The sequence below is a fragment of the Streptomyces sp. NPDC127117 genome (assembly GCF_042677325.1).
Taxonomy (GTDB): domain Bacteria; phylum Actinomycetota; class Actinomycetes; order Streptomycetales; family Streptomycetaceae; genus Streptomyces.
Window position 1 is genome coordinate 125067 of record NZ_JBHXTM010000002.1, and the last position, 13439, is coordinate 138505.

12 protein-coding genes are annotated in these 13439 nt (G+C 72.0%); 3 read left to right on the plus strand and 9 right to left on the minus strand.

The features are described 5' to 3' along the window. Positions 1-3: 3 nt before the first annotated feature. The 6 genes from ACFVH0_RS02600 to ACFVH0_RS02625 form a co-directional block, all read right to left on the minus strand. A complete protein-coding gene (locus tag ACFVH0_RS02600; RefSeq protein ID WP_385817621.1) occupies positions 4-1350 on the minus strand; it encodes a 6-phospho-beta-glucosidase in 1347 nt (448 codons plus the stop codon). 132 nt (positions 1351-1482) lie between these two features. Then, on the minus strand, positions 1483-3036 hold the full coding sequence (locus ACFVH0_RS02605) for a cytochrome P450 (protein ID WP_385817622.1): 1554 nt from the start codon (positions 3034-3036) through the stop codon (positions 1483-1485). Between the two features lie 66 nt (positions 3037-3102). Beyond that, entirely contained in the window at positions 3103-3717 is a 615-nt protein-coding gene (locus tag ACFVH0_RS02610) for an ATP/GTP-binding protein (RefSeq protein ID WP_385817623.1), read from the minus strand. Continuing rightward, the gene (locus ACFVH0_RS02615; RefSeq protein ID WP_259928340.1) at positions 3698-4069 is read right to left on the minus strand and encodes a DUF742 domain-containing protein; all 372 of its coding nucleotides are present in this window, start codon (positions 4067-4069) and stop codon (positions 3698-3700) included. The genes ACFVH0_RS02610 and ACFVH0_RS02615 overlap by 20 nt, the downstream gene beginning before the upstream one ends. Next, positions 4066-4473 carry a roadblock/LC7 domain-containing protein gene (locus ACFVH0_RS02620; protein ID WP_093896207.1) on the minus strand — a complete coding sequence of 136 codons (408 nt, stop codon included), beginning with the start codon at positions 4471-4473 and terminating at the stop codon, positions 4066-4068. Before ACFVH0_RS02620 ends, ACFVH0_RS02615 begins: the two co-directional genes overlap by 4 nt. Next, entirely contained in the window at positions 4470-6086 is a 1617-nt protein-coding gene (locus ACFVH0_RS02625) for a sensor histidine kinase (protein ID WP_385817624.1), read from the minus strand. Before ACFVH0_RS02625 ends, ACFVH0_RS02620 begins: the two co-directional genes overlap by 4 nt. Positions 6087-6494: 408 nt before the next feature. Here ACFVH0_RS02625 and ACFVH0_RS02630 point away from each other — a divergent pair, with 408 nt between their 5' ends. Beyond that, positions 6495-7250: an IclR family transcriptional regulator gene (locus ACFVH0_RS02630; RefSeq protein ID WP_385817625.1), complete on the plus strand. Its 756-nt coding sequence runs from the start codon at positions 6495-6497 to the stop codon at positions 7248-7250. A 105-nt stretch (positions 7251-7355) separates the two neighbouring features. Here the strand turns inward: ACFVH0_RS02630 and thrS are convergent, their stop codons facing one another. From thrS to ACFVH0_RS02645, 3 genes are all read right to left on the minus strand, one after another. After that, on the minus strand, positions 7356-8651 hold the full coding sequence (thrS, locus tag ACFVH0_RS02635; RefSeq protein ID WP_385817794.1) for a threonine--tRNA ligase: 1296 nt from the start codon (positions 8649-8651) through the stop codon (positions 7356-7358). 142 nt (positions 8652-8793) lie between these two features. Then, on the minus strand, positions 8794-9300 hold the full coding sequence (locus ACFVH0_RS02640) for a MarR family winged helix-turn-helix transcriptional regulator (protein WP_385817626.1): 507 nt from the start codon (positions 9298-9300) through the stop codon (positions 8794-8796). Further along, on the minus strand, positions 9297-10997 hold the full coding sequence (locus ACFVH0_RS02645; RefSeq protein WP_385817627.1) for an FUSC family protein: 1701 nt from the start codon (positions 10995-10997) through the stop codon (positions 9297-9299). The genes ACFVH0_RS02640 and ACFVH0_RS02645 overlap by 4 nt, the downstream gene beginning before the upstream one ends. 149 nt (positions 10998-11146) lie before the next feature. Here ACFVH0_RS02645 and ACFVH0_RS02650 point away from each other — a divergent pair, with 149 nt between their 5' ends. Together ACFVH0_RS02650 and pcaB are read left to right on the plus strand one after the other, a co-directional pair. After that, a complete protein-coding gene (locus ACFVH0_RS02650; RefSeq protein WP_385817629.1) occupies positions 11147-11914 on the plus strand; it encodes a VOC family protein in 768 nt (255 codons plus the stop codon). Positions 11915-12069: 155 nt separating this feature from the next. Beyond that, positions 12070-13431: a 3-carboxy-cis,cis-muconate cycloisomerase gene (pcaB, locus tag ACFVH0_RS02655; RefSeq protein ID WP_385817630.1), complete on the plus strand. Its 1362-nt coding sequence runs from the start codon at positions 12070-12072 to the stop codon at positions 13429-13431. Positions 13432-13439 lie beyond the last annotated feature (8 nt).

The window sequence follows — 13439 nt, forward strand, 5'->3', positions numbered from 1 at the left end:
TACCTACGGGCGGTTCAGATAGGCGAGTTGGGGATGGACCTTGATGTAGCCGTCGACGAGACGTCCGGCCACGGTCACCGAGTCGACCAGCGGGTGCAGTGCGAAGGCCTTCACGGCGGTGGCGCGGGAGCCGCTCGCCGCCGCGTCCAGCACCGCGCGCTCGACCGCCTTGACCGCGGTGACCAGCCCGACGGCGTGGTAAGGAAGCGGGTCGACGGCGACGGGATGGGCACCGTTGGCGTCGACCAGGCAGGGCACCTCGATGACGGCGTCCGCGTCGAGCACCGGGAGCGTGGTGCGGTTGCGGACGTTGAGGATGAGCGAGGTCCGTTGGTTGCGGGCGACGGCCCGCATCAGGGCGAGCGCCACCTGCTCGTAGCCGCCGGACTCCAGATCGCTCTCGTCCCGCTCGCCGACCCCGGCGACCTCCCTGTTCTCCGACATGTAGGTGGCCTCGCGCTCGGCGCGGGTGCGGTCCCAGGTGGCCAGGGCGGGGGTGGCGGGGTCCTTCATCCGGGCGTAGAAGCCCTCCTGCTGCTCCCGCAGGAAGGCGCCGCGGGTCTGCTCGGCGTCCTGGTAGGCGCGGACCGCTTCCCGGTTGAAGTAGTAGTAGTGCAGGTATTCGTTGGGGACGGCGCCCAGCGACCGCAGCCAGTCGGTGCCGAAGAGCCTGCCCTCCTCGAAGGAGCCGAGGAGTTCCGGGTCGGCGAGCAGTCTCGGAAGTTCGTCCCGGCCGTCGACGTACAGTCCGCGGACCCATCCCAGATGGTTGAGCCCCACGTAGTCGATCCGGGCCCGGTCGGGGTCGGCGCCGAGCACCCGGGCGATCCGGCGGCCGAGGCCCACCGGGGAGTCGCAGATGCCGATGACCCGGTCGCCCAGGTAGCGGGACATGGCCTCGGTGACCAGGCCGGCCGGGTTGGTGAAGTTGATGACCCAGGCATCGGGAGCGAGCCGCGCGATGCGCTGCGCGAGGTCGACGGCGACGGGCACGGTGCGCAGCCCGTACGCGATCCCGCCCGCGCCGACCGTCTCCTGGCCGAGCACGCCTTCGTCGAGGGCGACCCGTTCGTCGGCCGCCCGGCCTTCGAGGCCGCCGACGCGGATCGCCGAGAAGACGAAGTCGGCGCCGCGCAGTGCTTCGTCGAGGTCGGTGGTGGCGGTGACGGTGGGCGCGTCCGGGACGTCGGCGGCCTGTTCGCCGAGCACCCGGGCCACGGCGGTGAGCCGGTCGGCGTCGGTGTCGTAGAGGGTGACCGCGTCGACGCGGCCTTCGGCGTGATCGGCGAGCAGCGCCCCGTACACGAGTGGTACCCGGAATCCGCCGCCGCCCAGAATTGTCAGCTTCACGCTTGTGCATGGTACGGGGGCGGTCCCGGTCCGGGGCCCCGGCGGCGTCCCGCCCGGTGGCCGTGGACCCGAAAGTCCTCGGTCACCGGGCCGGACGCCGCTGCCGCACTCACTCCCGAGGGGCGTGTCGGGTCAGTTGCCGCTCCACCACCGGGAGACGGCCCGCCACAGCCTCGCCGGGGCGGATTCGCCGCGCTGCTGCGGGATCCCGCCGACGGCGGAAGGGGCGGGGGCGGGGCTCCCGGATTCGTCGACGGCGGTGGCCGTGGACGCCGTACTCATCGGGGGGGTGGCCGTGGCGCGGCCGGGTGTGGGCGCGGTGTGCCGGACGGTCGACTGCACCTCCCAGTCCTGGCGCGGCGGATTGGGCCTGCCCATGGACGGCGGTTCCTTGTCGTCCTGCGGCGCGCGGGAGGCGAAGTCGGCCGGCAGTTCCACCAGGTGCCGGCCCATGATGTTCCCGACCCAGCTCAGCTCGGTCTCCTCGACGGCGAGTTCGAGGTCGGGCAGTCGCATCAGCAGGGCGTCGACACCGACGTCCGCGATGGCTCGCCCGATGTCCTGCCCGGGGCATTCGTGGGGGCCGCCGCTGAACGCGAGGTGGGCGCGGTTGCCCGCCATGTCGGCGCTGAGATCGGGCCGGACCACCGGGTCGGTGTTGGCCGGCGCGATGCCGACGATCAACGCGTCGCCGGCCTTGATCTGCTTGCCGCCCAGCTCGGTGTCGCCGACCGCCCAGCGGCCGAAGACCGCGGTGAACGGCGGCTCGTCCCACAGCGTCTGCTCGACCGCTTCGGGGACCGTCATGTGACCACCGCTGAGCCTGGCCCGGAATCGCGGGTCGGTGAGCACCATCCGCAGGACGTTGGCGATCAGGTTGGCGGTCGCCTCGTAGGAGGCGATGAGGATCAGCCGGAGATGCTCGCTGACCTCCTGGTCGTTCAGCCCGGCGGGGTGTTCGACGAGCCAGGTGGCGAAGTCGTCGGCGGGTTCGCGCCGGCGGCGCTGGACGAGCCGGGTCAGCGCGTCGAGCACATAGGCGTTGCTCGCGACGGCGGTCGCCGTGCCCCGGGTCATGTCGCGGGCGGCCTGGACCATCCGGTCGTTGTACTCCTCGGGCATGCCGATGATCGCGCACATCACCATCATCGGCAGCCGCTCGGCGAACTGGCTGACCAGATCGACCCGGCCCTGCTGGCAGAAGTCGTTGACGAGCCGGTTGCTGTAGCGGTTGACGTGGCGGCGGACGCCGCGGGTGTCGATCCGGCCCATGCTGTCGGTGACCGCGCCGCGCAGCCGTTCGTGGGTGGCCCCGTCGGCGAACACGCACATCGGCTGCCAGGTGAAGATCGGGGCCAGCGGGTGGTCCGGAGCGACACTGCCGTCCTGCAGGGCCCGCCACCGCCTGGAGTCGCGGGAGAACTGCGAGGGGGTGCGGGTCATGTGCAGGTTCTCGCTGTGTCCGAGGACCAGCCAGGCGGGTACGTCCCCGTGCAGCAACACGGGGGCCACGGTGCCGTGTTCGGCGCGCAGCTTGTCGTAGAGCCCGTGGGGGTTCCGCTCGGCCTCCGGGCCGTAGAGCCGGCGCAGTCCGCCGGGGCCGATACCGAGGCCGTGGGCCGGGCACTCGGGGGGCGGAACCGGCCCGGGGGCCGCTCCGGGCTCGTAGTGGAATGGGGTTGTCACGATCGCTCCAGGGATCAGGCCAAGTACCGGACGGATGGGGATGCGCGAAGGGGGTTGGTACTGCGGTCAGGCGAGCGGGAGGGCCAGACTGTGCAGATAGCGCATCAGGGTCATCAGCACGTCGCGGCTGGAGCCGCGCAGTCGGGCGTCGCAGTCGATCATGGGGACCTCGTCGGGGAGGTCCAGAGCGGTCCGCAGCGCCTCGACGGGGTGCTTCGGGGCGCCGGGGAAGGTGTTGACGGCGACGACGAACGGCACGCCGCGCTCCTCCAGTCTCCCGATGACGTCGAAGCTGACTTCGAGGCGGCGGGTGTCGACCAGGACCACCGCGCCGAGGGCACCTTCGAACAGGCCGTTCCACAGGAACCAGAACCGTTCCTGGCCCGGGGTGCCGAAGAGATAGAGGATCAGCTCCTCACTGATGGAGATCCGGCCGAAGTCCATGGCGACGGTGGTGGCGGTCTTGCTCTCCACCCCGAAGTTGTCGTCCACGCCGACGCCGGCCTGGGTCATGGTCTCTTCGGTGGTCAGCGGCCGGATCTCGCTGACGGAACCGACCATGGTCGTCTTGCCGACCCCGAACCCGCCGACGATCACGACCTTCACCGCGGCTGTCGCCGTGGTGGGAAGGACGTCCTCGCTCCGGGGGCCGGTGATCGTGTCAGAGCTTCTGAAGTCCATGCATCACCGCTTCGAGAAGGGACCTGTCCGGGAGGGTGGCGCGGACGATGGGTGCGCGCGATTCGATGAGTCCGGCAGCGAGGAGTTCGGTGAGGAGCGAGGTCACCACGCTGAAGGGCAGACCGAGGTATGCCGAGATCTCGGCGACGGATAACGGCGCCTGGCAGAGCCGCAGGATCACGGCCTGCTCGGGCTGGACCGTCGGCGTCGGCTGTGCCTGCGCGACGATCATCGTGACCAGGTCGAGCTGCGCCCGCTCGCTGCCGTCGGGATCGCCGGTGATCACGTACAGCCGTTCCGGATCGCTCAGAGCCGGATCGGCTTTTCGGCGTTCTCGTCGGGGAGAGTTCATCCGGCCTGCCCGTCGTGGCGCGGCGGGCTCGTCAGGTGGGCGCCGATCCTGACGACCATGTCACGCATTCGCGATCCGACGAGCCCCGCGTCGACCGTCTCGCCGGCGAGCACCGCGAGGTAGGCGCCCGTTCCGGCGGCCATCAGGTAGAAGAATCCGCCGGTGACCTCGATGACGACCAGCCGCATGAGCCCGTCGCTGTAGGGGATTTCGGAGGCGACGGCGGCGGCCAGGCTCTGCAGCCCGGCACAGGCCGCCGCGAGACGGTCGGCGACATCGGGGTCGCCGCCGTGCCGGGCGATGCGCAGACCGTCGGCGGAGAGCACCACGATCTGGTGGATGTCCGGTACGTCGTCGGCCAGTTCCTTGAGCATCCAGTCCATGTTTCCCCGCTGCTGGATCACTTCAGGTCTCCCTTGTCCCACGCATCGTCAGAGTCTTCGTCGGTCTTCGGGTCCTGCGGTACGCCGTTGACCGCGTTGGTGAAGGCCTCCAGCCAGAGCCCGGGGGGCTGCTCCTTGCCGCCGCCGTCACCGTGGCCGTTGGTGTGGCCGTTGGTGTGGCCGTTGCGCCGGCCTGCGGTGGGGTCGGCGGGCTGGGCCGGGAGGTTGTGCGAGCCGAGCGGTGCCCGGCCGCGACTGCGGCGTTGCGGAAGTCCGCCCGCGGTCCACTCGGTCACCACGGGGACGTCGTCCTCCATGGCGGCGGGGGGCAGGACCGGCCGGGTGGCGGGTGCGACCGGCCCGGTGGCGGGTCGCTGGGCCACGGGGGTACGGGGCTTGCGACGGGCCGGCACGACGTGCTTCATGGCCTCCTGGTCGATGTCGCTGGTGGGCCTCGACGTGGCGCCGATGCCGTGGGCGATGCCGGGAGCGGGTCCGGTGGTGATCATGGCGCGGGGCACGATGAGCACGGCGCGGACACCGCCGTACGCGGACTGCCGCAGCGAGACCTGGAGGTCGTACATCCGCGAGAGCCGGCCGACGACGGCCATGCCGAGCCGCGGGGACTCGCCGAGGTCGTTCATGTTGGAGCCGGCCTGCGCCCTGGCGAGCATGTTCTCGGCCCGCGAGCGGGCCTCCTCGCTGAGCGAGACGCCGCCGTCCTCGATCTCGATGGCGATGCCGGTCTGTACCTCGACGGCGGTGACGTGCACCCGGGTCTGCGGGGGCGAGTACCGGGTGGCGTTGTCGAGGAGTTCGGCGCAGGCGTGGATGAGCGGCTCGACGGCGGTGCCGATGATGGCGACCTTGGCGATCGAGTGCAGATCGACGCGGGGGTATTCCAGGATCCGCGACATGGCGCCGCGCAGCACGCTGAACAGCGGTACGGGCTTGGGCCACTGGCGGCTGGGCCGGGCACCGCCGAGCACCGCGATGGAGTCGGCGAGGCGGCCGATCAGTGCGGTGCCGTGGTCGATGCGGAGCAGGTCGTCGAAGACGTCGGGGTTGCGCCCGTGGTGCTCCTCCATCTCACGCAGTTCACTCGCCTGGCGGTGGACGATCGCCTGGACGCGCCGGGCGACGTTGACGAAGGCGCGCTGCGCGGAGTCACGCATCGCCTCTTCGTTGTCGATGATGTGCAGCACCGTGTAGACGAGGGTGCGCTGGGCATCGGGCAGGTCGCGGTACATCTCGTCCGCGTCGACGACGTCGCGGAGCACCTCTTCGGGCGAATTGCCCACGCGCAGCCGGTGGATGGCGGCCGGCAGGAGCTCCTTGCTGATCCGCACGGTCTCGTCGTCGTGGGTGGCGATGCGCCGTTCCAGGTCGGCGAAGCGCCGTTCGTACACCGCGCGCTGGGTACGCAGCTCGCGCGCCCGGCGGGTGAGCCTGACGCTCAGGGCGGCGACCACGACGGTGGCGACGGCACCGCACCAGACGACTGGTATCCGCGCGGCCGTGGAGACCAGTGCCGCCGCGGCGGCGGTGGCGCCGCCCATCAGGAGCACGGGCAGGAACACGGCGCGAGCGACGGAGGGTTCTCGGTCGATCGGCGGTGATTCAACACGAACCATCTAAGACCTCTGGCGGTTGATTCGGGAGGTATGCACGCTTGCAGGACAGTCGGGAACAAGCGCTCGAATTCATATCAACTCGACTTCACTGCGCGTGAGCTTAGTCAGATCGAATCAGTGCTTCGGCACATTCACCCAACCCCCTGCGCGAGCGCTCCAGCGGTAATACACTCACGAGTTTTTGCACGCACCGCCGTCACGCGTGCACAAGGAGTGACAGTCGAGGTGATCCGTCGGGAACGGTCTCCGTTCGTACCGGAGAGCGGGGCAACATAGGCTTGAATCAAGGAAGTTCGGGAACTTCGATCCGGTTGTTCACGCGCACCCGTCCCGCAGCACAGGACAGGCGCACATGTGATCGAACCGGATCGAAAGGAGCACATTCGAGCGAAGGGGAACCGGCACGCCATGGGACCGAATCGGAGCTACACCATCGAATCGCTCGACACCGGGCTCCGGTTGATGCAGCTCTTCCTGGCCCATGACACGCTCACGGTCTCCGAGGCCGCCGAGCTGCTCTCCGTGGGCCGGTCCACCGCGCACCGGGTGCTCCGCACGCTGGAAGGACGCGGCTTCGCGATCCGGGACTTCTCCGGCCGGGGCTACTCGGCCGGTCCGGAACTGGTCCGCCTCGGCCGCCCGGCGGGGTTCGGCCCGGCCGTCCGCGAACGGCTCGCGGCGGTGCTGGAGGACGCGGTGCTGCGCACCGGCGAGACGGTGCAGTGCACGGCGCTGAGCGGTGACCGGATCATCGTCACCGACGGCCGCGAGTCCCCACATTCGGTACGCGTGATGGCGGAACCCGGCAGTACGCACCCCGCCCACGCCACGTCGGGCGGGAAGTTGCTGCTCTCCCGGATGACGCCGGAGCAGGTCTGCGGCCTCTACCCGCGCCAGGAGCTGCCCGCGACCACATCGGAGACCCTCGCCTCGCGCTCCGCGCTGCTCGCCGAGCTCAAGGAGGTCCGCTCCCTCGGATACGCGCTCAGCCGCGGGGAGTCGGTCCGGGGCATGAACACCGTGGCCGTGCCGCTGGCGGGGTCGAGCTGGCGCGACCGGCTCGCCCTGATGGCATCGGCACCCGCCGATCGCGGGGACGACGCGGCACTCGTCCGCCTGGCCGGAGAACTCCGCTTGTCCGCCGCGCTGCTGGACACGGACTGAGCCGTTCCGGCCCGGCGGCCACCGTTGTGCGTACGCCGGAACGGACCGCCGGAGCGCGCCGTCCCGCTCCGGCGCCCGGCTCCGGCGGTCCGCCGCCGGTGGCGTCTACAGGCGGAGTTCGATGGCGTGCTCCCCCACCAGGGCGGCGATCCGTGCGAGGAATTCGTCCGCGGGCCGCGGCGCCGGCCGGGTTCCGTCGCGCAGCCGCGGGGCCACTTGTCCCTCGGCGGCCTCCCTCGCTCCGATGACTGCCTGGCAGGGCACCAGACGGGCCTCGCGGACGCGGGCCGGGAGGGTGCCGCGTTCCGGTCCGGCGATCTCGGCCCGCAGTCCCAGGCCGGCGCACTGCCGGGCGAGCGCCCGGGCGTCGGGGAGTTCGGCGTCGGAGATCGGGATGATCGCCAGCTGGGTGGGGGCGAGCCAGGCGGGGAAGGCCCCGCCGTGCACCTCGATCAGCTGGGCGACGGCCCGCTCCACGCTGCCGACGATGCTGCGGTGGATCATGACCGGCCGGTGTTTCGCACCGTCGGCGCCGGTGTAGTGCAGATCGAACCGGCCCGGCTGATGGAAGTCGATCTGCACGGTGGAGAGGGTGGACTCGCGCCCGGCGCCGTCGGCCACCTGGACATCGATCTTGGGGCCGTAGAACGCGGCCTCGCCCTCGGCCGCCTCGTAGGGCACCCCGGAGCGGTCCAGGACCTCGGTCAGCAGGGCGGTGGACTTCCGCCACATCCCGGGATCGTCGACGTACTTCCCGCCCGGACCGGGCAGGGAGAGCCGGTAGCGGGCCGCACTGATGCCCAACGCGCGGTACGCCGCGCCGATCATCTCCAGGGCGGCCCGTGCCTCCTCGGCGACCTGGTCCGGGGTGCAGAAGATGTGCGCGTCGTTCAGCTGGATGGAACGTACCCGGGTCAGTCCGCCGAGCACTCCGGACAGCTCGGAGCGGTACATGCCGCCCAGCTCGGCCATGCGCAGCGGCAGTTCGCGGTAGCTGTGGGAGCGGGAGCGGTAGATGACGGCGTGGTGCGGGCACAGGCTCGGCCGCAGCACGACCTGTTCCCCGCCCAGGTCCATCGGCGGGAACATGTCGTCGCTGTAGTGCGACCAGTGCCCGGAGATCTCGTACAGCTCCCGCTTGCCGAGCACCGGCGAGTACACGTGCCGGTAGCCGGCCCGCCGTTCGGCGGTGCGGATGTACTCCTCCAGGGTGTGGCGCACGGCGGCGCCGTCGGGCAGCCAGTAGGGCAGTCCCGCGCCGATCAGCGGGTCGGTGTCGAACAGGCCCAGTTCGCGGCCGAGCTTGCGGTGGTCGTGCATGGCGGTCTCCTCACGGTCGTCGGGCGGGTGACCGCAAGGCGAAGCCCCGGGGCACTCGCCCCGGGGCTTCTCACTGCACAGCTGTCAGCGCGCCGGGACACTCTCCGGCGTCGTCGTCATGGCAGCGCGCTTCATGCGGTGGACGTTAGCAACGGCGTACGGGAATCCGCGCGGGATTTTTCTCCGGGGCCGTCGGAACCGGCATCGGACCTGTCCCCGCGTCTCAGTGCCGGGCGCCGCCGATGCGTCCCTCCAGTTGCACCAGCAGCTCGCTGAGCTGGGCGCTGAGCCTGGTGCGCGACTGCTCGTCGAGACCGGACAGCACCGCACGTTCGTACGCGAGCTGCCGAGGCAGCAGCATGTCCACCAGCGCGCGCCCCTCCTCGGTGAGACGGATGTGGTTGACCCGGCGGTCGCGTTCGTCGCTGCGGCGGTCGACGAGTCCGCGCTCCTGGAGGACCCGCAGCCGCTTGGTGACGGCGGCGCCGGACGAGAAGGTCTCCCTGGCCAGTTCTCCGGGGGTGAGTTCCCGGTCGGTGCGGCGTACGGCACCGAGCAGGTCGAACTCGGCGCGGGTCAGGCCGGCGGCGCGCAGCGGGGCGTCCTCGGCCTGCTGGAGCAGGGCCGCGCAGCGGTTGATCCGGCCGATGAGCTCCATCGGTCCGGTGTCCAGTTCCGGGTTGACGGCCTGCCACTGCCGTACCACCGAGGCGACGATGTCGTCGGTCACACCGCTCCGTTCTCCGGGGCGCGGGCGATCGACCCCCGCCGTGTTGCTGTCGCGGCGAGCGTACGGTGTCCGGCCTGCTCGGCCGCGAGGACCCGCTCCTGGGGCAGGGCGCGCTGCCACCATTCGCCCGCGGCCGTGTCGTCCGCCTCGCGCAGTTCGACGAGCGATCCGGTCAGCCTGCGGCCTGCTGCGTCGAGCGCGGCGGGCGTGGGCTGCGGGGCGGCCAGTGCGTGTACGGCGTGGGCGCGGGCCAGGTCGGTGGCGGCGAGCGCCTTCTCCAGGCGTCCGGCGGCGCGGCGGTTGGTCACCAGCATGGCGGCGAGGATGCCCACCCCGGCGCCGATGAGCGTGTCCAGGACCCGGTCGCCGATGAGTTCACCGGCCGGGTGGGTGCCGCCGAATTCCAGCACCAGCAGTGCCATCGGGGTGACGGCGACGGAGCCGAGCCAGTAGTTGCGGGTGATCAGGGCCTCGGCCGCGAAGCCGAAGAACAGGCAGAAGCCGATGAGGGCCAGCGGTCCGGTGCGGCTGACCGGGAGGATCGCGGCGAAGACGAGGACGCCGAGCAGATTGCCGAGGGTGCGCTGGAGCGCCCGGTTCCAGGACAGGGTCACATTGGCCTGGTACAGGGAAGCGGCGGTGACGATCGCCCAGTAGGGGCGGCCGACGCCGACCGCCTGGGAGACGTATCCGGCCAGGGCGCACCCGAGGAGCACGCGGGCGCCGATGGGCAGCAGCGGGGAGCCCGGGGCGAGGCTGCGCAGCAGTGCGCGGCGGGCCTCGCGACGGTTTCCGCCGCGCCGGGCGGCCCGCTCGGCGTCGATGCCGAAGAGTTCCTCGTGCGTGCCCGGGGCGGGCGGCGGGGTGGGTACGGGGCCGCGGGCGCGGGTCTGCCGGGCCCAGGCGCGCAGCCGTTCCGGGTCGGGTCCGGCCGGGTCGGCGCCGGGGGTGGCTGCGGTGAGGGCGGCTTCGGCGTGCACGACCAGGCGTTCGAGGTCCCGGCGTACGGGCGTGGGGCGGCCGGCGGCGAGCAGGGTCTGCCAGGCCGCGTGCACGGTGGCGGCCGCGGTGTGCCGGGTGCGGTGGCCGGGGTCGGCGAGGTGGGCCGCGGCGGCGTCGAGGGCGCGGGCCGTGGCCCGGCGCTCCGGGCCCTCGCGGCGCAGGAGCGCGGGGCCGGCCGTGACCAGCCAGGCGAACGCGCCGGCGGCCAGGGTCAGCGCGAGATGGCCGGGCACCTGGCCCAGATGCTGCGGGGCGAAGAGGGCGGCGGAGGTGACGAAGGTGAAGATCACCGGTCCGGGCGGGCCGATGCGGGTGGCGTCGCAGAGCATCTTCTGCGCGGCGGCGAGCAGCGCTCCCACGGCGATGAGCACGGCGGTCGACCCGGTGAGAGAGGCCGCGGTCAGGGATATCGCCATGCCTATGACCATCGACACGACGACTCCGGCGACCGCCCGGGCGCGCCGGGCGTACGGCAGGTTGTGGCCGTACAGCGCACAGAGCGAACCGGCCATCGTGTACATCACGAGGTCGAGCCGGTCGGCGGCGAACAGCACCAGGTCCGGTACGGCGGTGGCGACGACCACGCTCAGCGCCGGTTTGAACCACATGTCCGAGGGCCGGGCGAGACGCAGCGGGGCGGCCAGCGGGAGTCTGCGGACGGAGGGTTTCCGGAACCGGGTACTTGTATCACTCACCCAAATACTTTAGCAGGTATTACACCCGTAAAACATTTCTTCCCCGATGGCCGGGCCCCGCGTGAGGTCATAGCGTTCAACTGCGCAGGGACTGGCAGGTGCGGCTCCCGTACGCGTCCACGCGCCCACGCATCCACGGAGGAACCCGAATGAAGCTCACCGAACCGGTGCCCAGTGGCCCCTGCTGGATCGAGCTGAGTTGTCCCGACATCCCGGCCGCCAAGTCGTTCTACGCGGCCCTCTTCGGCTGGCGCTCGGAGACCGATCCGCGCGAGGAGGCGGGCGGCTACACGATGGCGCACCTCGGTGACGCCCGGGTGGCGGCACTCAGCCCGATCTATCAGCCGGGCCGGCCGACCGCCTGGACGGTCTCCTTCGCGACCGAGGACACGGACGGCACCGTGGAGCGGGTGAAATCGGCGGGCGGCTCGCTGCTGGTCGGCCCGATGGACGTGTTCGACCAGGGCAGGTTCGCGGTGGTCGCCGATCCGTCCGGTGCGGTGTTCTCGCTGTGGCAGGGGCGCGCCTTCGCCGGCGCCGAGCGCCTGAACGACCCCGGTGCGCTCGGCTGGGTCGAGCTCGTCACCCGCGAGGCCGACCCGGCGCTCGCTTTCTACCCCGCGGTCTTCGGCTGGACGGTGAACGCCGCGTCGGACCGGTACACGCAGTGGGGTGTGGCCGGTGAGGACTTCGGCGGGATGCTCATCATGGACGACCGGTTCCCGCCGGAGGCACCGTCGAACTGGCTGCCGTACTTCGCCGTGGCGGATGTCGACGCGACGGCCGCGACGGCCCAGGGCGCCGGCGGCGAACTGCTGATGCCGCCGACCGACATCCCGGACGGGCCGCGGATCGCGGTCGTACGGGATCCGCAGGGTGCGGTGTTCGGCATCCACCGGACGGGCGAAGAGGGCTGACGGCTGCCCGGCGGTCGCACGCCGGCGGACAGCCACCGGATCTCGCCGCACAGCCCGGACGTCCGCACGGCCGGTGCCCGGAAGCCGTTCCGTACCCACCGGTCCGACATCCGCCCGAAGCGGGCGGCGAACACGGTCCACCTGGAGTTCAGCCGATGTACGAGAGCGATGCCGGTCTGCTCGCCCCCGGGCGGGCCGGCTCCCCCGCCGAGGCGGCCACCTCCGACGGCGCCTTCCTGCAGGCGATGCTCGACGCCGAGGCCGCGCTCACCCGCGCCCAGTCCGGCTGCGGACTCGCCCCCGCGGAGGCGGGCCGGGCGGTCACGGCCGCGACGGCCGAGCCGGGCCGCTTCGACGTGCGTGATCTGGCGCTGCGCGCCCGCCCGGGCGGCGATCCGGTCGCCCCACTGGTGATGGACCTCGCCGCCGCGGTGGAACCGGACGTCCGGCCGTATGTGCACCGGGGCGCGACCAGCCAGGACATCCTGGACACCGCCGCCATGCTGGTCGCCGCGCGGACCCTGGCTCCGCTGCTCGACGATCTGGCGCGGGCCGCGGAGGCGGTGGCCCTGCTCGCCACCGCACATCGCAACACCCCGATGGCCGGCCGGACCCTCACCCAGCACGCGGTGCCGACCACCTTCGGGCTCAAGGCGGCGGGATGGCGGGCGCTGATCCTCGACGCGAGGGACCGGCTCTCGGTCGTACGGGAGTCGCTCCCCGCACAACTCGGCGGCGCGGCCGGGACGTTGGCCGCCTTCGAGGCGTACGCGCCCACCGAGGACATCGACGCGATCGATCCCGGGCTGCCCCTGATCCAGGCGTTCGCGAACGAACTCGGCCTGGCCGAACCGCTGTTGCCATGGCACACCCTGCGTACCCCGATCGCGGACCTGGCGGGCGCGCTCGCCTTCACGGCGGGTGCGCTCGGCAAGATGGCGGCCGATGTGCTCACCCTTTCCCGGACCGAGATCGGCGAGGTCACCGAGGGACAGGGCGACGCTTCGCCCGCCATGGCGCACCGGGCCGATCCGGTGCACGCCACGCTGATCGCGGCGGCCGCCCGTCGCGCCCCCGGCCTGGCCGCGACGCTGTACGGATCGCTGGCCGCCGAGGACGAGCGGCCGGCCGGGGCGTGGCACGCCGAGTGGGAGCCGCTGCGCGAACTGCTGCGGCTCGCCGGCGGGGCCGCGCGCCGCGCCGCCGAACTCACCGGGGCGCTGCGCGTAGTCCCGTACGCCATGCGCGAGAATCTTCAGCTCACCGACGGACTGATCGTCTCGGAGCGGCTGGCCGCCGTGTTCGCCGAGCGGATCGGCCGCAAGCGCGCCGAGGAGGTTCTGGCCGGCGCCGCCGACCGGGCCCGCGCGGAGACCACGGACCTGGCCGACGTCCTGGCCGATGTGCTCGACGAGGAGCCCGAACTCGCCGGTCTCGACCTGGGCGAACTGACCGACCCGGCCCACTACACCGGCTGCGCGGGCCCCCTCACCGATCGCGCACTCGACCGCGGCTGACCGGCCGC